This is a genomic window from Salinilacihabitans rarus (genome assembly GCF_024296665.1).
GTDB classification, from domain to species: Archaea; Halobacteriota; Halobacteria; order Halobacteriales; family Natrialbaceae; genus Salinilacihabitans; species Salinilacihabitans rarus.
In genome coordinates this window covers 167,262-185,665 of record NZ_CP100762.1, presented here as the reverse complement: position 1 = coordinate 185,665, position 18,404 = coordinate 167,262, and the positions used below count along the sequence as shown (strand labels likewise).

The following is an 18,404-nucleotide window of genomic DNA, read 5'->3' as shown; positions in this document are numbered from 1 at the left end:
CGGGAATCTACTCGGTTGCATGGTCCAGTGCGAGATGTGTGGCGCCGAGACGTCGTCCCCGAAGACCATCAAGGTCGAGGGTGCGAAGTTGGACGTCTGTTCGAACTGCACCGATTTCGGAACGGAGGTCCGCACGCAAGACTCCGGTTCCAGTACCTCCACGAAGTACTCGACGGGGTCGAGCGGCGCCTCCTCGGGCGGCCGCTCCGGCTCCGGCTCCGGGTCCGGCGGCGCGAGCGGGTCGTCGTCGAGTTCGAGTTCCGGCGGCTCGCGCCGGCGCCGGGACATGTTCGACGACATGGACGACATCGCGACGGACTACGACGAGCGCATCCGGCGGGCCCGCGAGGGGAAAGGCCTCAGCCAGTCCGACCTCGCGAACGAACTCAACGAGAAGGCAAGCCTCATCCGCAAACTCGAACGCGGCGACACCCTGCCGAGCGATCAGGTCCAGTCGAAGCTCGAACGCTTCCTCGACGTGAGCCTCACCGGCGAGGCCGAGGCCCCCGAGGACGCCGAGTGGGAGGGCGGCTCCTCGACGGGTAGCTACACGCTCGGCGACGTCGTCAAGCGCAAGGACTGACCGACACACGAAACCTATTTCCCCCCTGCGGGCCCCTTCTCCGATATGTTCGTCCTCGTCAACCTGAAGACGTACCCGTGTGACCCCGTCGCCGTCGCGGAGGCCGCGCGGGACGTAAACGAGACCACCGACGCCCGCGTCGCCGTCGCGCCGCAGGCGGCCCACCTCGAACGCGTCGCCGAGACGGGCGTCGAGACCTGGGCCCAGCACGTAGATCCCATCGAGTACGGGAGCAACACCGGCCACGCGCTGGCGGAGGCGGCCGCCGACGCGGGCGCGGTCGGGACGCTGGTCAACCACTCGGAGAACCGGCTCAAACTCGCGGACGTCGACGGCTCGCTCCGGGCGGCCGAGCGCGCGGGCCTCGAGACGGTCGTCTGCGCGAACAACCCCGCACAGATCGGTGCGGCCGCGGCGCTCGGCCCCGACGCCGTCGCCGTCGAACCGCCGGAACTGATCGGCACCGGCACGCCGGTCAGTCAGGCCGACCCCGACGTCGTCGAGGACGCCGTCGCCGCCGCCCGGGCGGTCGACGAGGACGTCTCGGTCCTCTGTGGCGCGGGCATCAGCACCGGCGACGACGTCGTCGCGGCGGCCGACCTCGGCGCCGAGGGCGTGTTGCTCGCCAGCGGCGTCGCGAAGGCCGACGACCCCGAGGCCGCGCTCGCGGACCTGGTCGACCCGCTCTGAGACGGCGCGCGCCGCACCGCTTTTCTACCCGGGAGCGAATGCGAAGGTATGAGCGAGGAGCGTCCCCTCCCGGTCGCACTCGAGAACCGACTCATGGGCGACGGCATCTACCTCACCGAGTTCGAGCGGGCGGACGACGGCGACGGCGAGGACGTCACCCTCGAGTACGAAGTCGTCAGCGAGGCGCGGACGATCACCAGCCGCGAGGTCGGCGTCGTCGTCCGGACCCTGCTCGCGCTCGCCGAGGAGCGCGACTGGTCGCCGGGGACGCTCGAAGCGACGTCGACGACGACCGACGGCGACCGCCGCGGGACCTGGCGCGTCGAGGGCGAGTGGTTCCGGCGTCTCGGCGACGACCTCTCGCAGGTGGAATTCTCCCAGCGAGTTCTCGATACAATTAGCGTTCCTGACGGCGAGATATAGGCACATTGATTACGGTTCGCCGCCCGCGTACCTGCAGATGACCGGAGAGCAGGTGTTCGTCTCGCACGCGGAGGGGGACCTGACGCTGGTCGGGGAGCTGTTCTCGACGGTGAAGAACTTCCCGTTCGGGGTCCACATCGCACTGGAGGACGTCGAGTCGGCGGGGTCGAGGGGGCGACTCGAGGGGCGTCTCGCCAACAGCGACGTCGTCGTCGCGGTCCTCACCGAGGGATCGGCCGACGACACGTGGATCAACCAGGAGATCGGTTACGCCCTCGCACGGGACATCTCGGTCGTCCCGCTGTACGACCGGCCGGGGCTCACCGCCGGTTTCGTCGAGGGCGTCGAGGGGGTGACGATCGACCGGAACGACCTCACGCGCACCATCTTCGAGTTGCTCTGTCGGCTGCGCGCGGAACTCGAACCGCTGGGGGCGCTGTCGGTGCCGAACTGGTACGTCCGCTTCCCGTGTACGGTCCCCGACTGCGGCCACCCGGTGACGCTGGCCATCGAACAGGACCAGCCGAAACTGTGGCGGCTCCACCAGCACGGGAAGCTCCTCGAGACGAGTTGCGACGTCTGCCGGGCGACGTACTACTTCGAGCCGGCGACGATCGGGTTCGTCCGCCGCGAGCGCTAGGACAGCCGGTCGTAGGCGTCCTTGACGAGTTTGAACGCCGACCGGCTCCCGCTTTTCCTGTCGGGGTGGGCGTGTTTGATCTGCGTGAGGAACGCCTCCCTGATCTCGCGGTCGGTGGCGTCGGCGTCGACGCCGAGGATCTCGCGGGCCTCGGCCGCCTGCATCGCCACGTCGGCGACGACGCCGCGCTCCTCGGCGGCCTCCTTGCAGGACCGACACAGTTCCTCGGTGCGGTCGTCGATCGTCCGGACGCGAAACGGCTCCCCGGCGACGGGCTCTCGACACTGACTGCAGCGGGCCTCGGCTTCGGCCGGCGAGTCCGACCCGGCGCCCGTGCCCGCCTTCGCCTCCGAGGAGCGCCCGGGGACCTCGGAGAGACAGCGCGGGCAGACGGTCACGACGGTGCCGTCGGGGAGCACCACGTCCTCGAGGTCGGTCCGCGGCACCGTCCGGGTGCAGCCGTCGCAGTCGCCGCGCCGCTGGTCGAGCGAGGAGAGTTTGCGCGCGGCCTCGCGGGCGTGTGGGGCGCAGGACGGACAGCAGGCGACCGAGTCGCCGTCGGGCATCGTCACCGTCGTCAACTCCTCGAGGGAGACGACGCGTCCGCAGCCGTCACAGCCTTCGCGCCGTTCGTCGGCGACAGCCATCGGGTTAGGAGTTGGATTTCTTCCTATATTAGTCCTGTCGTACTCGTGATCGGTGCCGGCGCGACCGCGCCGCGGGACGCCGGCGGATCGCTCCCGGCAGGCGCGCCGCGACCGCGGCCGCGGCCGCGACCAACAGCGAATTACTTCGCGGCGGGCGACCGGCCGCGACGACCCGCGCCGTCGAAAGACGTCGATAACAAAGTCCCCGGTGGCCGTACGGCCTGCCGTGCGAGGGTCGACCTCGCACGACGCTCCGTCCGTTGGACGACGCGGCGACGCCAGTCGCCGCGGTTCCTCCTCCCTCCCACGAACCGGGAGAACGATGGTTATCCGTCCCCCCAGTGTGGGGTATGGACGAAGTCACGCGGAACCGACGGGATCGAGTCGTCGTCGACCGGGAGACCGGAGTCGTCGGCGCCGCCGACGTGGGACTGCTCGTCGGCCTGATCGCCGTCGGCGTCGGGTCGCACGGAACGAATCCGCTCGTCCAGCCGCTGGCGGCACTCGAAACGGCGATTCCGTTTCTGGTCGGCTGGCTGATCGCCGCCGGACTGGCGGGGGTCTACGCCGAGCGCGTCGTCCGGTCGCCGGCGACCGCGGCGCGGGTGACCGCGGTGACGTGGCTGGCGGCGGCGAACGTGGGGTTCATCCTTCGCTCCTCGAACGCGTTCGACGGCGGGGTGACCTGGCCGTTCACCCTCGTCCTGTCCGGCACCGGCCTCGTCGTGCTGGTCGTGTGGCGCGTGGGGTACGCCACCTATACGGGTTCCTGATAGGTTTCCCGGAGCTATCACAGTTCGGATACGAGCCAGTCCGCCTCGAAATATAGTGTACGATAGAACGTTATGTATGCAAATAGTTAGGTTATTACGTACGACAGTTTCGTCCCGCCGCAGTCCGGTGGTTTTCGATTCGCGTCGCTCGCACGGGAATCTCGACCGCGAATGTTTCATCGAATCTGCCACATATTACATTGCTCTACACCCAAGAATAACAGCGTCATAAGTTACGAGAATCGTTCCTCCAAAATACGGATCAGGGACGAATCTGGTATCTGCCAATTATGGGAAACGCTTATATCCCTATATCCCATACTATGAGATAGATTATGGCTGGATATTACGACATTGTTCTCGGGCTCATCCCGGTCGCGTTGCTCGGAGTCACCGCCGCCCTCACCGTCGTCGGCGTCTCGCTGACGACCGCGGTACCGATCGGTTCGCTGCTCGCGGCCGGCCTCATCGGTCACGCGATGTTCGTCAACGGCCCCATCGATGCAACCGAGGAGTCCGCTACCAGCCGCCCGCCGATCAACGCCGACTGAGTCCGGCCACCGGTCCCCGCCCGTCTTCGATCTCCCTCCTTTTTCCCCGTCCGGTTCGAACGCGTCGTGCATGACCGACGCCCTGTTCCTCACGAGCGACGAGGTCACCGGTCTCGCCTCGCCAGCCGACTACGTCGACGCCGTCCGCGAGGGCTACCGCCAGCGCGGCGAGGGTGCGCCCGCAAAACCCCGGACGAAGCTGTTCGACGCCGATCCCGGCGGCCTGCTGACGACCTACACCGCGGTCCTCCCGGAGACGGGCGCGATGGGGGGCTACACGTACGACGCCGGCTTCGGCGCCGGCGACGCCTGGTTTATGACGCCGCTTTTCGACGCCGGGAGCGGCGAACCGCTCGCCGTGATCGACGGCGCGAGCATGAACCCGTTCAAGACCGGCGCCGCCGGCGCGGTCGCCGTCGACGAACTCGCCCGCGAGGACGCGAGCGTCCTCGGGGTGATCGGCACCGGCCCGCAGGCCCGCGGCCAGGTGCGGACGACGGCGACCGTCCGCGAGTTCGACGAGGTCCGGGTCTTCTCGCCCACCCGCGAGCACCGCGCGGCGTTCGCCGCCGAGTTCGACGACCTGCTCGCGGCCGACGTACGGGCGGTCGACGCGAGTTCGGACGCCGTCGCCGGCGCGGACGTCGTGATCACGGCGACGACCGCGAGCGACCCGGTGTTCGACGGCGACCTGCTCGACCCCGGTGCCCACGTCACCGCGATGGGCCAGTACCACCCCGAGAAGCGCGAACTCGACGCGACGACGATCGAGCGCGCGACGTACGTCCCCGACCTCCGCGAGCGGGCGACCTACGACGCGGGGTCGTTCCTCGCGGCCCTCGACGCCGGCGTCGTCGACGAGGACCACGTCCACGCCGAACTCGGCGAGGTCGTCGCGGGCGTCGAACCGGGGCGGACGAGCGACGACGAGGTCACGGTCTTCGACAGCGGCGGCACCGGCATCGAGACCGTCGCCGCCGCCTACATGCTCTACGAGCGCGCCCGCGAGGCGGGCCGCGGCACCGACATCTCGTTCGCGCCGGCGAGCGAGGCGCTGACGGGCCGGGACCCCTGACCGGCGGGACCGAAGCGGCTTTGTGCCGCCACCGGATGGTATCGGGCATGAATACGGCGGACCCCGCGACGTGGCGAACCTACCTCGTGACGCAGGCATCGCTCTCGGCGGGGCGGTCGACGCCGGAGGTCGTCCGCGCCGCGATCGAGGGCGGGATCGACGTCGTCCAGTTGCGCGAGAAGGGTACCGACGCGCGCCGGCGGTACGAACTCGGCCGCGAACTCCGCGAGCGCACCGCGGCGGCGGGCGTCGACCTGATCGTCAACGACCGGGTCGACCTCGCCGAGGCGGTCGACGCCGACGGCGTCCACCTCGGCCAGTCGGACCTCCCCGTGCACGTCGCCCGCGACCTGCTCGGCCCCGACGCCGTCGTCGGCTGCTCGGCCGCGACGGTCGCGGCGGCCGAGCGGGCGGTCGCCGACGGCGCCGACTACCTCGGCGTCGGCGCGGTCTACGGCACCGACTCGAAGGACGTCGAGGAGGGCACGGACGGCATCGGCACCGAGCGCGTCGCGGCGATCGCCGAGGCGGTCCCGGTCCCCGTCGTCGGGATCGGCGGCATCACGGCCGAGAACGCGGGCGCCGTCGTCGAGGCGGGCGCGACGGGCGTCGCGGTCATCAGCGAGATCACCGCGGCCGCGGACCCGACGGCGGCGACGGCGGCGCTCGCGGCGGCGGCGTCGGAGGATTGAGGACGAACGCGGCCGTCGCCGGGTGCGTTCGCCGGACCGCGACGGGCCGACCGCAATGCCAACGTTGACACTTCTTCGAACCGGACTCTCGATCGATGAGTACGTCCGAGGTCTCCCGGACACGGGCCTGGCTGATGGCGGCCCGTCCCCAGACGCTGCCGGCGGCGGCGGCGCCCGTGATCGTGGGGACGGGACTCGCCGTCCACGAGGGAGTGTTCGCGCCGCTCCCGGCGCTTTTCGCGTTCGTGGGCGCGGCGCTGATCCAGATCGGGACCAACTTCGCGAACGACTACTACGACGCGATCAAGGGCGCCGACACCGACGACCGCGAGGGGTTCACCCGGGTTACCCAGTCCGGGCTCATCCCGCCCGAGCGGGTGAAACTCGCCACGATCGTCACCTTCGGGCTGGCGATCCTCTCGGGGACCTACCTCGTCTACGAGGGCGGGCTCCCCATCCTCGTGATCGGCCTCGTGAGCGTCCTCTGTGGGTGGGCCTACACCGGCGGCCCGTACCCGCTCGGCTACCACGGCCTCGGCGACCTCTTCGTGTTCGTCTTCTTCGGCCTCGTCGCCGTGACGGGTACCTTCTACGTGCAGGCGGCCGCGGTCCTCGTCGACCCGTTCCCGACGTCGATCCCGCCGGGGACGATCACCCCCGAGTCGGTCGTCGCGAGCCTCCCCGTCGCCGGCGTCTCGACGGCCATCCTCGTCGTCAACAACGTCCGCGACCTCGAAACCGACGCCGAGACGGGCAAGCGGACGCTCGCGGTCCGGCTTGGCTACCGCTTCAGCCGCTTCGAGTACGTCGGCCTCCTCGCGCTGGCGTACGTCGTCCCGCCGTGGTTCTGGCTCGCGTGGGAATTCGGGCCCACCGTCCTCCTGCCGCTCGTGTCCCTGCCGTACGCCGCGACCGTCGCGCGGACGGTCTGCACCCGGACCGACGGTGAGGCGCTCAACCCCGCCCTGGAGGGGACCGGCAAGCTGCTGGTGCTGTACGCGGTCCTGCTCGCCGCCGGGCTGGTGATCTGATGGAGCTGTCGTACCGACCCTTCGCCCTCGACCTCGTCGAACCGCTCGAAACGGCCGGGGGGACGATCGAGCGCCGCGAGGGGTTCCTCGTCCGGGTGATCGACGGCGACGACGTCGGCGTCGGCGAGGCCACCCCGCTGCCCGGCTGGACGGAGTCGCTCGACGAGTGCGAGGCCGCCCTCGAACGGGCCCGCGAGGCGATGGCCGGCGACGGCACGCCCGCCGCCCTCGACGCGGTCGACCGGACCGCCGCGGCCCGACACGGCGTCGCGCTCGCCCTCGCGGACCTCGTCGCCCGGCGGGCGTCGACGCCGCTGTACCACCACCTCGGCGAGCCAGCGCGGGTCGGGCGCGTCCCGGTCAACGCCACCGTCGGCGGCGGCTCCCCGGCCGCGGCGGCCGCGGCCGCCCGCCGGGCCGTCGACCGCGGCTTCTCCTGTTGCAAGCTCAAGGTCGGCGTCGGCCCCGTCGACGAGGACGTCGAACGCCTCCGACGGGTCCGCGAGGCGGTCGGCCCGTCGGTCGAACTCCGCGCGGACGCCAACGGCGCGTGGACGTTCGACGAGGCGACGCGGGCGGTCGAGGCGTTCGCCGACCTCGGCGTCGACCTGCTCGAACAGCCGCTCCCGGCCGGCGCGCTCGAAGGTCACGCCGCGTTGCGGGGTCGGGACGTCCCGATCGCACTCGACGAGGGGTTGCTCGAACACGGCGTCGACGCCATCGTCGACGCCGACGCCGCCGACGCCGTGGTCCTCAAGCCGATGGCGCTTGGTGGCGTCGACGTCGCGCGAAAGGTCGCCGCGTGGGCACAGGAGGCCGACCTCCTCCCGGTCGTGACGACGACCATCGACGCGGTCGTCGCCCGGACGGCCGCCGTCCACCTCGCGGCCGCGATCCCCGACGTGCCCGCCTGCGGCCTCGCGACGGCCGATCTGCTCGCCGAGGACGTCGGGCGCGATCCGGTGCGGTTCGAGCGCGGGAACGCCCTCGTCCCGCAGGCGAAGGGGCTCGGCGTCCCGGAGGTGTGGGACGGATGACGGACGGGCCGGTCGACGCGCCGAGGTACGACCTGCTGACCCACCGGGCCCGGGCGACGCCCGAGAAGACCGCGGTGATCGACGCCGACGCGGGCGAGGCGTGGACCTACCGCGAGTTCCACCGGCAGGCCGATCACGCGGCGCTGGGGTTCGACCCGTTCTCGCACGGCCGGGTCGCGTTCCTGCTGGACGGCGGGCGGGCGTTCGCGACCGCGTTCTTCGGCGCGATGCGCCGCGGCGCGACCGTCGCCCCGCTGAACGTCCGCGAGACGGACGCCGAACTCGATCGGAAGCTCGATCGCCTCGACGTCGACGCGCTCGTCTGCGGGCCGGAGACGGAAGACCGGGCCGTCGACCTCGTCGACGCGCCGGTCCGCTCGGTCGGGGAGCCGACGACCGACGCCGCGGAACCGCTGTTCGAGCCGGTCTCCGAGTTCACGATCTTCCCCAAGCGGATTCGACGGGGGACGACCCAGCTGGTCATGTTCACCTCGGGTACCGCCGGCGAGCCGAAGGGCGTCCGCCTGACCGTCGACAACCTCGTCGCAAGCGCAACCGCCTCGGCGTTCCGCCTCGGCGTTCTCCCCGACGATCGGTGGCTCTGCTGTCTCCCGATGTACCACATGGGCGGGCTGGCGCCCGTGATCCGCTCGACGCTGTACGGGACGGCCGTCGTGATCCAGCGCGAGTTCGACCCCGCCGAGACGGCCCGCGTCGTCGACGAGCACGACGTCACGGGGGTCTCGCTCGTCCCGACGATGCTCGGCCGACTGCTCGACGAGGGCTGGCGGCCGCCCGCGTCGCTGCGGTTCGTCCTGCTGGGCGGCGCGCCCGCCTCCGACGAGTTGCTCGACCGCTGTGAGGCCGCGGGGGTGCCCGTCTACCCGACCTACGGGATGACCGAGACGGCCTCGCAGGTCGCGACGGCGACCCCCGAGGAGGCGTTGGCCCACCGCGGCACCGTCGGCCACCCGCTCCAGTTCACCGAGGTGTCGGTCGTCGACGGAACCGGCGAGCCGGTCGGCCCGGGCGAGCGCGGCGAACTCGTGGTGTCGGGGCCGACGGTGACGCCGGGCTACCTCGACGACGAACACACGGAGGCGGCGTTCGGCGAGCGGGGCCTGCACACCGGCGACGTCGGCTACCGCGACGAGGTGGGTCGGCTCTGGGTGGTCGGCCGGCGGGCCGACCGGATCGTCACCGGCGGCGAGAACGTCGACCCCGACGAGGTTGTCGACGTCCTCGCGACCCACCCCGGGGTCGAGGGCGCCGCGGTCGTCGGTCTCGCCGACGAGGAGTGGGGCGAGCGGGTCGCCGCGCTCGTCGTGCCGGCGACCGAGCGGCGACCGTCGCTCGAATCGCTGCTCGCCCACTGCGACGAGCGCCTCGCGGGGTTCAAACGGCCGAAGACCGTCGGGTTCGCCGACGCCCTCCCGCGGACCCCCTCGGGGACGGTCGACCGCGAGGCGGTCCGGGAACGGCTGCGCGAGGACGGCACGGACGTTGCGTCCGGCAGATAGCCTACTTCCGTTCGCCGACCCCCAGCGGCCGCTTGCAGCTTCGGCAGAGGAACAGGTTCCGGTTCCCGTAGAGGGCGATCTCCTCGCCGTCGAATTCCAGTTCCGCCACCTCGTGGGCCTCCTCCAGGTGCGCTTTCGACTCCGCGGTGTTACCACAGCCCGGACAGGTCAACTCGTCGGTCATCGACGCTCGTAGGCGGCCCCCGGATAAAGCGCTGTCCCGGTCGCGGGCGGGCCGCGCCCGAGCGGCGGAGGGCGTTACGCCCAAGCCCCTGGCACCCCTCCGTCGAGCCGTGTGCACGCTCACGCTCGCCTGGCGGGTCTTCGAGGAGGCGCCGGTGGCCGTCGCCGCGAACCGGGACGAGGCGCTCGGACGCCCCTCCGAGCCGCCGGGAATCTACCGCGAGGAGCCGCTGACGGTCGCGCCCCGCGACGGGGAGGTCGGGGGGACGTGGATCGGCGTCAACGAACACGGCGTCTTCGCCGGGATCACCAACCGCTGGCTCGACGCCGACCTCGCGGGCGAACGCTCGCGGGGCCTGCTCGTCGCCGACGTCCTCGCGTGTGAGTCGGCGCGCGAGGCCGCCGCGCTCGTCGAACGCGAGACGGCCGAGCGCGAGTACGACGGCTTCAACCTCGTCGTCGCCGACGCCGACGACGCGGTCCACCTCGCGTGGGACGGCGGCCTCGAACGGACCGCCTTCGACCCCGGCGTCCACGTCGTCGTCAACGTCGGCGTCGCCGCCGAGAGCGGGTCGCGCTTCGCGGTTCCCGCGGCCCGCGAGGCGTTCGGCGAGCGCCAGCGGGAGAACGCCGGTTGCCTCCGGCGGGACCTCGAACCCGACCGCGACGAGGACGCGAGCGCGTGGCTCGACCGCGCGGGGGAGGCACTCGGCGACCACGACTACGGCGTCTGCGTCCACGGCGACGGCTTCGGGACGCGTTCGTCGTCGCTGATCGAACTCGGCGACGAGGTCGGGTACGCCTTCGCCGACGGGCCGCCGTGTCACACGCCGTACGACCCCGTCGACCTCGAAAGCCACATTTAAGCGGTTCGCGCTCCGTCTGTGTGACATGGACGGACCCCTCTCAGCAGCGTCGAGCACGGCCCCGAGGTGGTACTCGTGAGCGCGACCGCGGCCGAGGCGGACCTCACGGAGGACGAGCGCGCCGGCCTCGAACTCGTACGCGAGACGGGCGGCATCCACCAGAGCGACTTCTGGAAGGAACTCGACGTCTCCTCGCGCAAGGGGAGTCGCATCGTCGAGTCGCTCGTCGAGCAGGGGCTGGTCGACCGCGAGGAGACGGTCTACGCGGGCCACAACACCTACTACATCACGCCGACCGCCCGCGACCTCGACTTCACGCTGCTCATGGCCGGCGACATGCTCTCGCCGTTTATCGGCGAGGAGGAGGTCGACCCCAACAGCGACGCCTTCTCGCAGTGGATCATGAACCTGGCCTACCAGGAGTAGGCCGCGTTCGCTTCGGTGCCGAGGACCTCGACGTCCGGCCTCCGAGACGGCACGCCTCGGTTCGGTGAACTCGACCTCCTCCGTGCCCGCCGGCGCGGCGAAGGCGGCGGCCGTCGCGCCATCGAGCGGCGATGCTGTGTCGCTCATCGGCCGAAGACGGGGCCGGGAGCCGGGCAACCGTCGTACTTGCTCTCGTAACTTCGATCGGGGAGGATGTCAGGGCCTCAAGACATATACGCCGGGGGACCGATCGCCCGGCATGGTTCACTGCCCCGAGTGCGAGTCGGACCTCGTGGACGAATCGGACGTCGAATTCGTCGAGATGGACGCCGCGGCCGGAGGGCTCTTCGCGGCGTCGAAGCGGTTCTACGTGGTCGCCTGCGCCGAGTGCGGCGCCGCCGTCGGCGGGGGCGTCGCGGGCGCGAAGGCCTGACCGATCAGGCGAGCGCGCTGCCCGCCCGAATAATCTCTTCCTCGTCGAAGGCGGGACCGACGAGTTGCAGGCCGACCGGGAGACCGTCGGTCTCGCCGGCCGGTACGGAGATGGCGGGGAGGTCCGCGAGGTTCACCGGCACGGTGTTGGCGTCGGCGAGGTACATCTGCAGCGGGTCGTCGAGGCTCTCGCCGAGTTCGAACGGCGGGACGGGCATCGTGGGAGAGGCGAGCACGTCGGCCTCGGCGAGCGCCTCGTCGAAGTCCTGTTTGACCCACGCGCGGGCGTCCTGTGCTTTCTTGTAGTACTTGTCGTGGTAGCCCGCCGAGAGGGCGTACGTTCCGAGGAGGATGCGCCGCTTGACCTCGTCGCCGAAGCCCTCCTCGCGGGCGCGGGCGAACGCCTCGTTCCAGTTGCCCTCGTAGCCACCCGAGCGGCCGTAGCGGACGCCGTCGAACCGCGCGAGGTTCGAGGAGGCCTCCGACATGGCGATCACGTAGTAGGCCTCGACGGCGTGTTCGACGGAGGGGAGGCTCACCTCGTGGTACTCGGCACCCCGGTCTTCGAGGTCGGCGATGGCGTCCCAGAACGTCTCGACGACGCCCTCGTCGGCGCCGTCGAGCAGTTCGGTGGGGACGCCGACCCGCAGGCCGTCGACGTCGCCGTCGGCCGCGGCGGCGTAGTTCGAGTCCTCGCCCGCCGCGCGCGTGGTGGCGTCTCGCTCGTCGCTGCCGGCGATGGCGTCGAGCAGTTCGGCGGCCTCCTCGACCGAGGGGGCGAGCGGGCCGATCTGTTCGAGGCTGTTGGCGTACGCGACGAGGCCGTACCGGGAGACCAGCCCGTAGGTGGGTTTGATGCCGACGACGCCGCAGAACGCGGCGGGACAGCGGATCGAGCCGCCCGTATCGGAGCCGAGCGCGAGGTCGGCCTCGCCGGCGGCGACCGCCGCGGCGGAGCCACCGGAGGAGCCGCCCGGAACGCGACCCGGCGCGGCCGGGTTGTCGACGGGGCCGAAGTGGGAGGTCTCGTTGGTCGTCCCCATCCCGAACTCGTCCATGTTGGCCTTGCCGACGATCGTCGCGCCGGCCTCCTTCAGCCGGGAGACGACCGTCGCGTCGTACGGCGGCACGTACTCCTCGAGCATCGCGGAGCCACAGGTCGTCCTGACGCCCGCCGTCGAGATGTTGTCCTTGACGGCGACGGTCCGCCCGGCGAGGGGGCCGTCGTCGGCGCCCTCGATCCTCTCCTCGGTGATGAAGACGTTCCCCGACATGGTCAGGAGACGTTGGGACCTTTGAAGTAGCCGTCCTCGGTCTCGGGGGCGTTCCGGAGCGCCTCCTCGGCGTCGAGACGCGCCCGCTCCTCGTCGGGGCGCATCACGTTCGCGAGGTCGGCCTCGCGGTCGACCGCCGGCACCTCGTCGAGCGTCTCGAAGTACTCGAGGATGTCCGCGAACTGGCCGGTGAAGCGGTCGATCTCCTCGTCGTCGAGATCGACTCGCGCCAGCGCCGCCACGTGGCGGACGTCCTCGGGACTGACGACGTCGTCGCTCATACCCGAACGGACCGGCCTGCAGGGAGTAAGGGTTTCGATACCCGATACCCACGCTCGACCCCCGGACGCCGACAACACGACCGTCTTATAACGGGTCAGGCACAGGTTTTAAGACGACTTCGCCCGTCCGTACTTTCACGCCCGGAGCGTTTTCCCAGAGCCGCATCCCCGCCCACAGCACGATGACAGATTCCCCGATCCGAACGCGAGGCGAACAGCGACGCCGAACCGACGCGGACGAAGCCGCGAGCGAACGAGACGAGCAAGAACGCGAGCGAGAGCGCTGTCCGGAGTGTGGCGGCCGGCTGGTGTCGGACGCCGAGCACGCCGAGACCGTCTGCGAGGAGTGTGGTCTCGTCGTCGAGGAAGGCGAGATCGACCGCGGGCCGGAGTGGCGCGCGTTCGACGCCAGCGAGAAAGACGAGAAGAGCCGCGTCGGCGCCCCGACCACCAACATGATGCACGACCAAGGGCTGTCGACGAACATCGGCTGGCAGGACAAAGACGCCTACGGGAAGGCGCTCAGCTCGCGCCAGCGCCAGAAGATGCAGCGGCTTCGCACCTGGAACGAGCGCTTCCGCACCCGCGACAGCAAGGAGCGCAACCTCAAACAGGCGCTCGGCGAGATCGACCGCATGGCCTCCGCGCTCGGCCTCCCCGAGAACGTCCGCGAGACCGCCAGCGTCATCTACCGCCGGGCGCTCAACGAGGACCTCCTGCCCGGCCGGTCGATCGAGGGCGTCGCCACGGCCGCGCTCTACGCCGCCGCCCGCCAGGCCGGCACCCCCCGCAGCCTCGACGAAATCGCCGCCGTCAGCCGCGTCGAGAAGGACGAAATCGCGCGCACCTACCGGTACGTGGTACGAGAGCTAGGTCTGGAAGTCCAGCCCGCCGACCCCGAGAGCTACGTCCCCCGCTTCGCCTCGGGGCTCGACCTCTCCGAGGAGACCGAGCGCCGGGCGCGGGACCTCCTCCGGACCGCCAAGGAGAAAGGCGTCCACTCGGGGAAGTCGCCGGTGGGGCTGGCGGCCGCGGCCGTCTACGCCGCCGCCTTGCTGACCAACGAGAAGGTCACCCAGAACGACGTCAGCGACGTCGCCAACATCTCCGAAGTCACCATCCGCAACCGCTACCACGAACTGCTCGACGCCGAGCGCGGCGCCGCGGCCTGAGACTCAATCCCGTATTACCCGGCTCCACGTCGCGGCTCGCGACGCTAACGACGTCATACTCAAGGGGCTCTCCGTCGCCGACGGCGGTATGCGCTGTGACAACTGCGGCGCCGAGGCCGAGATCGCGTACACGCTGACCACCTACGTCCGCGATACGGCCGACGAGCGCGTGAGCCTGCACTTCTGCTCGGCCGACTGCCTCCAGGTCTGGACCTGATGCGAACGTGTTCGGGAGAGGAGCCGCGTGACCGGCACGCGTGCGTTCGCCCGAGCCCCGAGAGCCATGTTCGAATCCCGCTCGCGCCCGGAGTCGGTCGGCCGCGTCGTCCGCGAACCGTCCGTCCTCGCCCTCCTCGTCGCCGACGCGCTCGTCGTCACGGCGTTTATCGGGTACGGCCTCTACACGCACGCCATCGAGCCGTGGGCGTTCCCGGCACACACCCTCCGGACGGCGACGCCGTTCGTGATCGCGTGGGCGCTCGTCGCTCCGCTCGTCGGCGCGTACGGCGACCGGGCGTTCGCGTCGGCCCGGCGGACGGTCGCCGTCGTCGGCCTCGCGTGGATCGCCGCCTCGGTCGTCGGCGGGGCCATCCGCGCCTCGTCGCTGTTCCCCGGCGGGGCACCCCCCGAGTTCCTGCTCGTCAACGCCGTCTTCGGCCTCGGGTTCGTCCTCCCGTGGCGGCTGGCCGTGACCGTCGGACTCCGCCGACGCCGCCGGCGGTGACCGCCCCGCACCGACGGCCGCGGGCCCGCCCCGAAGGTGTTCGGCGCCACGGCTACCCGCCCCGTGGCCGAACCTCGGCCGTGGGATGAGTTCCTGCTCGCTCTGTGACCTCCCGACGCCCGAGCAGCCGGTGACCGCGGAGGGCGTCGACGGGACCTTCTGCTGTCGGGGCTGTCTCGAGGTGAGCGCGACCCTCGACGCGGTCGACGACGTCCGGGCCGACGACGTCGTCGAACGGGCGGCCGAGGGGGGCACGCGGGAGGTCCCCGACGGCGCCGCGGAGGCGTTCCTCGCGGTCGACGGGATGCACTGTGCGACCTGCGAGGGATTCGTCTCCCTGCTCGGCGAGCGCGAGGACGGGGTTCTGGCGGTCGAAGCGAGCTACGCCACCGACACCGCCCGCGTCGTCTACGACCCCGACCGGCTGGACGAAACGGACCTCCCCGAGGCGGTGTCGGGCTACGGCTACGGGGCGCGGTTCCGCGACGGCGAGGGGCGCGACCCCCGCGCCGACGAAGAACTGGTCCAGCGGCTGCTCGTCGGGGGCTTCCTCGCGATGCTCGTCATGCCGTGGTACCTGTTCTACCTCTACCCGAGCTACGTCGGCATCGAGACGGGCATCCTCGACGTCGACGCGACGACGCCGGTCGGCGTCTACCTCCCGCTGGCGATGATCGGCCTGCTGGCCGGCGGCGTCCTCCTCTACACCGGCTACCCCGTCCTGCGGGGGGCGTACGTCAGCCTGCGGGTCGGCCAGCCGAACATGGACCTGCTGATCGCCATCGCGGCCGTCTCGGCGTACGCCTACAGCACCGTCGCGCTCGCGACCGGGAGCACGCACCTCTACTACGACGTCACCGTCGCCGTGATCGTGGTCGTCTCCCTCGGCACCTATTACGAGCGCCGGATCAAGCGCCGGGCGACCGATTTGCTCGCGGACGTGACCGCCGCGCGGGTCCGGGAGGCGACCCGCCGGACGGCCGACGGGACCGAGACGGTCCCGATCGATCGGCTCGCGCCGGGCGACGAGGTGCTCGTCAGACCCGGCGAGCGGGTCCCCGTCGACGGCACGGTCCTCGACGGGACGGCGGCCGTCGACGAGTCGGTGCTCACCGGCGAGTCCCTGCCCGTGACGAAGCGGCCGGGCGACCGGGTCGTCGGCGGCGCGGTCGCGACCGACGGCGCGCTCGTCGTCGAAGTGAGCGAGGACGCCGAGAGCACGCTCGACCGGATCGCCTCGCTCATGTGGGAGATCCAGAGTGCCACTCCGGGCGTCCAGCGCCTCGCGGACCGGCTGGCGACGATCTTCGTCCCGCTCGTGCTGACGGTCGCCGTCGCCGTCACCGGCTGGCGGCTGGCGACGGGGACCCCGGTCGCCGACGCCGCGCTGACCGGGCTGACGGTGCTCGTCGTCTCCTGCCCGTGCGCGATGGGGCTTGCGACGCCGCTGGCGGTCGCCTCCGGCCTGCGCGACGCCCTGCGACGCGGGATCGTCGTCGCGAACGCCACCCTGTTCGAGGCGGCCCCGGCCGTCGAGACGGTCGTCTTCGACAAGACCGGCACGCTCACCGCCGGCGAGATGACCGTCCTCGACGTCCGCGGGGACGAGGGCGCGGTCGAGCGCGCCGCGGCCGTCGAGCGACTCTCCGAACACCCCGTCGCCGACGCCATCGTGGCGTCCGCGACGGGCGAGCGCGAGGGGGTCGACGGGAGCGTCGCGGCCGACGGCGGCCGCCTCGAAGCGGGCGGCGACGGCGAGACGGGGTCCGGCCCCGAGGCGACCGACTTCGAGCGCCACCCCGGCGAGGGCGTGAGCGCGACGGTCGACGGCGAGCGCGTCGTCGTCGGCACGCCCGCGCTCGTCGAACGGCTGGTCGGCCCGCTGCCCGAAGCCCTCGCGGCGGCCGTCGCGGACGCCCGCGAGCGGGGCCGCCTCCCCGCCGTGGTCGGCTACGGCGGGCGGGCGCGGGCCGTCGCCGTCGTCGGCGACCGGACGCGGGCGGAGTGGCGGGACGTCCTCGACGCGGTCGCCGACCGCGAGGTGGTGGTGCTGACCGGCGACGACGAGGCCGCGACGGCGACCGTCCGCGAGCACCCCGCGGTCGACCGGGTGTTCGCGGGCGTCCCGCCGGACGGGAAAGTCGAGACCGTCCGTCGGCTCTCCCGCGAGGGCGTGACGGCGATGGTCGGCGACGGGACGAACGACGCCCCGGCGCTGGCCGCGGCCGACGTGGGAATCGCGCTCGGCAGCGGGACGGCCCGCGCGACCGACGCCGCCGACGCGGTCGTCGCGTCGAGCGACCTCCGGGACGTCCGGTCGGTGTTCGACCTCGCGACCGCCACGCGCCGTCGCATCCGCGAGAACGTCGGCTGGGCGCTGCTGTACAACGCCGTCGCGATCCCGCTCGCGGCGGCCGGCGCGATCAACCCGCTTTTCGCCGCGGTCGCGATGGCGACCAGCAGCGTGCTCGTCGTCGCCAACTCCTCGCGGTCGGTGCTCGACGAGTGATCGAAGTGTTACTTCGGGGCCCGTCGCTCCGCTCGACGGGCGAGGGCGGCGAGAACTGAACGGGTCGGCTACCCCTCCGGGATCGTCGCCACCGACCGACGGTAGCGCCGCAGGGTGTCGCCGTCCTCGTCTCGCAACTCGACGACGAACTCCTTCTGGCCGACCACCTCCTCGAGGTCGTCCTCGTGGAACGCGACCTCGAACGGGGGTTCGTCGGCGCGGTCGACCTCGCGGTCGCCGCTGAGCACGACGACGTGGTCGATCCCGTCCGACTCCGAGAGTCGACAGTCGACGGTTCCGTCCGTCTGCGTACACAGCAGGTCGGGGTCGACGTCCGACCCGCCGTCGCCGCCTTGCAGCGACGAGCCGAAGTCGAGGGTCATCGCTCCGATCGGATACGTCCCGAGCACCAGCACGAGCACGAGGAAGACCGCGATGGTGAGCTTCGAACCCTGCCGGGCGAGCGTCCGGGCGAGCGGTCGCCGGGCGTTCCGGCGGAGGCGGATCACGTACGGGACGATCACGGCGTGGGTCAGCGGCCCCCAGAAGATGAGGACGAACCCGTAGGCGCGGACGTACTGGAGGATCGTCCAGTCGACGCCGTAGGAGAAAAGCAGGTTGCTCGCCGACCAGCAAAAGAAGCCGAAAAAGAGCAACCCGACGCTCTTGAGCAGCCGCCAGATCGGCGTGTTCGTGTAGAAGACGCTCAGGAGGTCCCGCCAGGCCCGGCCGATGACCCGCCTGACGAACTCGAGGGGCGATGCGGTCGCGTCTGCGTCGGAGTGGGAAGCCATTCGTATTCGTATTCGGATTCGTATTCGGATTCGGATTCGCGTTCGTGCGCGAGTCGTGCGGTCGTGCGTTGACGGGAAGCG

The 18,404-nt window shown here is 71.3% G+C and carries 23 protein-coding genes; 18 read left to right on the top strand and 5 right to left on the bottom strand.

The window, feature by feature from the left end; translation table 11 throughout:
* The first annotated feature begins 19 nt into the window (after positions 1–19).
* The 4 genes from NKG98_RS00955 to NKG98_RS00940 are packed head-to-tail and all read left to right on the top strand — an operon-like array spanning position 20 to position 2,336.
* Entirely contained in the window at positions 20–583 is a 564-nt protein-coding gene (locus NKG98_RS00955; protein ID WP_254767874.1) for a multiprotein bridging factor aMBF1, read from the top strand.
* A gap of 45 nt (positions 584–628) precedes the next feature.
* Positions 629–1,273: a triose-phosphate isomerase gene (gene tpiA, locus NKG98_RS00950; RefSeq protein ID WP_254767873.1), complete on the top strand. Its 645-nt coding sequence runs from the start codon at positions 629–631 to the stop codon at positions 1,271–1,273.
* Positions 1,274–1,321: 48 nt separating this feature from the next.
* Positions 1,322–1,696 (top strand): DUF8159 domain-containing protein, encoded by a 375-nt coding sequence (locus NKG98_RS00945; RefSeq protein WP_254767872.1) that lies wholly within the window; start codon positions 1,322–1,324, stop codon positions 1,694–1,696.
* 37 nt (positions 1,697–1,733) lie between these two features.
* Positions 1,734–2,336: a toll/interleukin-1 receptor domain-containing protein gene (locus NKG98_RS00940; RefSeq protein ID WP_254767871.1), complete on the top strand. Its 603-nt coding sequence runs from the start codon at positions 1,734–1,736 to the stop codon at positions 2,334–2,336.
* On the opposite strand, the gene NKG98_RS00935 is transcribed toward NKG98_RS00940, so the two are convergent.
* Positions 2,333–2,983 (bottom strand): J domain-containing protein, encoded by a 651-nt coding sequence (locus NKG98_RS00935; protein WP_254767870.1) that lies wholly within the window; start codon positions 2,981–2,983, stop codon positions 2,333–2,335. The genes NKG98_RS00940 and NKG98_RS00935 overlap by 4 nt on opposite strands.
* 350 nt (positions 2,984–3,333) lie before the next feature.
* Here NKG98_RS00935 and NKG98_RS00930 point away from each other — a divergent pair, with 350 nt between their 5' ends.
* The 7 genes from NKG98_RS00930 to NKG98_RS00900 all read left to right on the top strand — a co-directional run bounded on the left by NKG98_RS00930 (position 3,334) and on the right by NKG98_RS00900 (position 9,662).
* Positions 3,334–3,756, top strand: coding sequence for a DUF3054 domain-containing protein (locus NKG98_RS00930; RefSeq protein ID WP_254767869.1), 423 nt, complete (start codon positions 3,334–3,336; stop codon positions 3,754–3,756).
* A gap of 335 nt (positions 3,757–4,091) precedes the next feature.
* Complete coding sequence (locus NKG98_RS00925; protein ID WP_254767868.1) at positions 4,092–4,307, top strand: DUF8015 family protein; 216 nt, start codon at positions 4,092–4,094, stop codon at positions 4,305–4,307.
* 70 nt (positions 4,308–4,377) lie between these two features.
* Positions 4,378–5,382, top strand: coding sequence for an ornithine cyclodeaminase family protein (locus tag NKG98_RS00920; RefSeq protein WP_254767867.1), 1,005 nt, complete (start codon positions 4,378–4,380; stop codon positions 5,380–5,382).
* A gap of 47 nt (positions 5,383–5,429) precedes the next feature.
* A complete protein-coding gene (thiE, locus tag NKG98_RS00915; protein ID WP_254767866.1) occupies positions 5,430–6,074 on the top strand; it encodes a thiamine phosphate synthase in 645 nt (214 codons plus the stop codon).
* A 95-nt stretch (positions 6,075–6,169) separates the two neighbouring features.
* The gene (locus NKG98_RS00910; protein WP_254767865.1) at positions 6,170–7,105 is read left to right on the top strand and encodes a 1,4-dihydroxy-2-naphthoate polyprenyltransferase; all 936 of its coding nucleotides are present in this window, start codon (positions 6,170–6,172) and stop codon (positions 7,103–7,105) included.
* A complete protein-coding gene (menC, locus tag NKG98_RS00905; RefSeq protein ID WP_254767864.1) occupies positions 7,105–8,142 on the top strand; it encodes an o-succinylbenzoate synthase in 1,038 nt (345 codons plus the stop codon). The genes NKG98_RS00910 and menC overlap by 1 nt, the downstream gene beginning before the upstream one ends.
* Entirely contained in the window at positions 8,139–9,662 is a 1,524-nt protein-coding gene (locus NKG98_RS00900) for a class I adenylate-forming enzyme family protein (RefSeq protein WP_254767863.1), read from the top strand. Before menC ends, NKG98_RS00900 begins: the two co-directional genes overlap by 4 nt.
* A gap of 1 nt (position 9,663) precedes the next feature.
* Here NKG98_RS00900 and NKG98_RS00895 read toward each other — a convergent pair whose 3' ends face one another.
* A complete protein-coding gene (locus NKG98_RS00895) occupies positions 9,664–9,846 on the bottom strand; it encodes a hypothetical protein (RefSeq protein WP_254767862.1) in 183 nt (60 codons plus the stop codon).
* Positions 9,847–9,955: 109 nt separating this feature from the next.
* Here NKG98_RS00895 and NKG98_RS00890 point away from each other — a divergent pair, with 109 nt between their 5' ends.
* From NKG98_RS00890 to NKG98_RS00880, 3 genes are all read left to right on the top strand, one after another.
* The gene (locus tag NKG98_RS00890; RefSeq protein WP_254767861.1) at positions 9,956–10,711 is read left to right on the top strand and encodes an NRDE family protein; all 756 of its coding nucleotides are present in this window, start codon (positions 9,956–9,958) and stop codon (positions 10,709–10,711) included.
* A gap of 75 nt (positions 10,712–10,786) precedes the next feature.
* Positions 10,787–11,137, top strand: coding sequence for a helix-turn-helix transcriptional regulator (locus NKG98_RS00885; RefSeq protein ID WP_254767860.1), 351 nt, complete (start codon positions 10,787–10,789; stop codon positions 11,135–11,137).
* A 259-nt stretch (positions 11,138–11,396) separates the two neighbouring features.
* Positions 11,397–11,570, top strand: coding sequence for a hypothetical protein (locus NKG98_RS00880; protein WP_254767859.1), 174 nt, complete (start codon positions 11,397–11,399; stop codon positions 11,568–11,570).
* 4 nt (positions 11,571–11,574) lie between these two features.
* Here the strand turns inward: NKG98_RS00880 and gatA are convergent, their stop codons facing one another.
* On the bottom strand, positions 11,575–12,843 hold the full coding sequence (gatA, locus tag NKG98_RS00875; RefSeq protein WP_254767858.1) for an Asp-tRNA(Asn)/Glu-tRNA(Gln) amidotransferase subunit GatA: 1,269 nt from the start codon (positions 12,841–12,843) through the stop codon (positions 11,575–11,577).
* A gap of 2 nt (positions 12,844–12,845) precedes the next feature.
* Positions 12,846–13,124: an Asp-tRNA(Asn)/Glu-tRNA(Gln) amidotransferase subunit GatC gene (gene gatC, locus NKG98_RS00870; RefSeq protein WP_254767857.1), complete on the bottom strand. Its 279-nt coding sequence runs from the start codon at positions 13,122–13,124 to the stop codon at positions 12,846–12,848.
* Between the two features lie 182 nt (positions 13,125–13,306).
* Between gatC and NKG98_RS00865 the strand changes: the two genes are divergently transcribed.
* The 4 genes from NKG98_RS00865 (at position 13,307) to NKG98_RS00855 (ending at position 17,529) form a co-directional block, all read left to right on the top strand.
* Positions 13,307–14,296 carry a transcription initiation factor IIB gene (locus tag NKG98_RS00865; protein ID WP_254767856.1) on the top strand — a complete coding sequence of 330 codons (990 nt, stop codon included), beginning with the start codon at positions 13,307–13,309 and terminating at the stop codon, positions 14,294–14,296.
* Positions 14,297–14,384: 88 nt separating this feature from the next.
* Positions 14,385–14,513, top strand: coding sequence for a DUF7576 family protein (locus tag NKG98_RS18965; RefSeq protein ID WP_256558447.1), 129 nt, complete (start codon positions 14,385–14,387; stop codon positions 14,511–14,513).
* Between the two features lie 66 nt (positions 14,514–14,579).
* Positions 14,580–15,020: a DUF3054 domain-containing protein gene (locus NKG98_RS00860; protein ID WP_254767855.1), complete on the top strand. Its 441-nt coding sequence runs from the start codon at positions 14,580–14,582 to the stop codon at positions 15,018–15,020.
* 85 nt (positions 15,021–15,105) lie between these two features.
* Complete coding sequence (locus tag NKG98_RS00855; protein WP_254767854.1) at positions 15,106–17,529, top strand: heavy metal translocating P-type ATPase; 2,424 nt, start codon at positions 15,106–15,108, stop codon at positions 17,527–17,529.
* Between the two features lie 68 nt (positions 17,530–17,597).
* On the opposite strand, the gene NKG98_RS00850 is transcribed toward NKG98_RS00855, so the two are convergent.
* Positions 17,598–18,323, bottom strand: coding sequence for a hypothetical protein (locus NKG98_RS00850; protein WP_254767853.1), 726 nt, complete (start codon positions 18,321–18,323; stop codon positions 17,598–17,600).
* Positions 18,324–18,404: the final 81 nt, after the last annotated feature.

Coding starts and splice junctions, on each gene's coding strand:
- NKG98_RS00935 (WP_254767870.1), bottom strand. CDS start 2,983: ATGGCTGTCGCCGACGAACGGCGCGAAGGCTGTGACGGCTGCGGACGC.
- menC (WP_254767864.1), top strand. CDS start 7,105: ATGGAGCTGTCGTACCGACCCTTCGCCCTCGACCTCGTCGAACCGCTC.
- NKG98_RS00920 (WP_254767867.1), top strand. CDS start 4,378: ATGACCGACGCCCTGTTCCTCACGAGCGACGAGGTCACCGGTCTCGCC.
- tpiA (WP_254767873.1), top strand. CDS start 629: ATGTTCGTCCTCGTCAACCTGAAGACGTACCCGTGTGACCCCGTCGCC.
- NKG98_RS00930 (WP_254767869.1), top strand. CDS start 3,334: ATGGACGAAGTCACGCGGAACCGACGGGATCGAGTCGTCGTCGACCGG.
- NKG98_RS00900 (WP_254767863.1), top strand. CDS start 8,139: ATGACGGACGGGCCGGTCGACGCGCCGAGGTACGACCTGCTGACCCAC.
- NKG98_RS00855 (WP_254767854.1), top strand. CDS start 15,106: ATGAGTTCCTGCTCGCTCTGTGACCTCCCGACGCCCGAGCAGCCGGTG.
- NKG98_RS00865 (WP_254767856.1), top strand. CDS start 13,307: ATGACAGATTCCCCGATCCGAACGCGAGGCGAACAGCGACGCCGAACC.
- NKG98_RS00850 (WP_254767853.1), bottom strand. CDS start 18,323: ATGGCTTCCCACTCCGACGCAGACGCGACCGCATCGCCCCTCGAGTTC.
- NKG98_RS00945 (WP_254767872.1), top strand. CDS start 1,322: ATGAGCGAGGAGCGTCCCCTCCCGGTCGCACTCGAGAACCGACTCATG.
- gatA (WP_254767858.1), bottom strand. CDS start 12,843: ATGTCGGGGAACGTCTTCATCACCGAGGAGAGGATCGAGGGCGCCGAC.
- gatC (WP_254767857.1), bottom strand. CDS start 13,124: ATGAGCGACGACGTCGTCAGTCCCGAGGACGTCCGCCACGTGGCGGCG.
- NKG98_RS18965 (WP_256558447.1), top strand. CDS start 14,385: ATGCGCTGTGACAACTGCGGCGCCGAGGCCGAGATCGCGTACACGCTG.
- thiE (WP_254767866.1), top strand. CDS start 5,430: ATGAATACGGCGGACCCCGCGACGTGGCGAACCTACCTCGTGACGCAG.
- NKG98_RS00940 (WP_254767871.1), top strand. CDS start 1,734: ATGACCGGAGAGCAGGTGTTCGTCTCGCACGCGGAGGGGGACCTGACG.
- NKG98_RS00955 (WP_254767874.1), top strand. CDS start 20: ATGGTCCAGTGCGAGATGTGTGGCGCCGAGACGTCGTCCCCGAAGACC.
- NKG98_RS00895 (WP_254767862.1), bottom strand. CDS start 9,846: ATGACCGACGAGTTGACCTGTCCGGGCTGTGGTAACACCGCGGAGTCG.
- NKG98_RS00910 (WP_254767865.1), top strand. CDS start 6,170: ATGAGTACGTCCGAGGTCTCCCGGACACGGGCCTGGCTGATGGCGGCC.
- NKG98_RS00880 (WP_254767859.1), top strand. CDS start 11,397: ATGGTTCACTGCCCCGAGTGCGAGTCGGACCTCGTGGACGAATCGGAC.
- NKG98_RS00925 (WP_254767868.1), top strand. CDS start 4,092: ATGGCTGGATATTACGACATTGTTCTCGGGCTCATCCCGGTCGCGTTG.
- NKG98_RS00860 (WP_254767855.1), top strand. CDS start 14,580: ATGTTCGAATCCCGCTCGCGCCCGGAGTCGGTCGGCCGCGTCGTCCGC.